The organism is Rhodanobacter sp. Soil_C_14 (genome assembly GCF_057657335.1).
The window spans coordinates 1-544 of the sequence record NZ_JBDGIQ010000017.1 but is presented as its reverse complement, the minus strand read 5'-3'; the positions used below and the strand labels follow the sequence as shown (position 1 = coordinate 544).

At 55.7% G+C, this 544-nt stretch carries 1 protein-coding gene; it reads right to left on the bottom strand.

Annotated elements, in window-relative coordinates:
* Positions 1–14 precede the first annotated feature (14 nt).
* Positions 15–527, bottom strand: a complete 513-nt coding sequence (locus tag AC3A56_RS17570; RefSeq protein WP_487771217.1) for a hypothetical protein — start codon at positions 525–527, stop codon at positions 15–17.
* Positions 528–544: the final 17 nt, after the last annotated feature.

Genomic DNA, 544 nt, shown 5'->3' with positions numbered 1-544 from the left:
GCCTAACGCTTGAGTTAAGCGGCGCGCGGCTTTTCGCGCGTCCGCTTGGACGAGTGGTTAGGGGCCACGGTAGCAGGAGCCGAGCTGAAAACCCGCCTTAATTCGACCTCGCCTTTGGGAACCCAGGGCTTTCCATGGGATGTGAAAGTACCGTGGGTGTTCGTTTTGACCCAATGAAAGACCACTTCTGCTTCCAACACTCGCTTCGCGCCAGGTCCATGGACCATCACGCCGTTAACCAACAGTTGCTCGAAACGACCTACTGAGCCGTCCACATCGCTTTGTTGGACGCCGAGCTGCACCCAGCAATCTGTATCTGTTGGATCCATGAGGAAGGCACCGTGATGGAAATCGGTGGAGTACAACGCAAATGTTTTGTAGGCGACTCCGTCGTGTTCAGGACCGAAATGCTTGAGCTGACAAACCGAAGCGTGCGTCAGATGCTCACGGTTTGATTGAGCGACGGAAGGAAGACAAGCGGCCCAGAGCAAGGCGACCAAAATGCAGGCCAAACCGCTACGTTCCATGAGTGGACCCTAACGCT

Bases quoted from the DNA above. Each gene is read 5' to 3' on its own strand.
- AC3A56_RS17570 (WP_487771217.1), bottom strand. From the start codon at position 527: ATGGAACGTAGCGGTTTGGCCTGCATTTTGGTCGCCTTGCTCTGGGCC.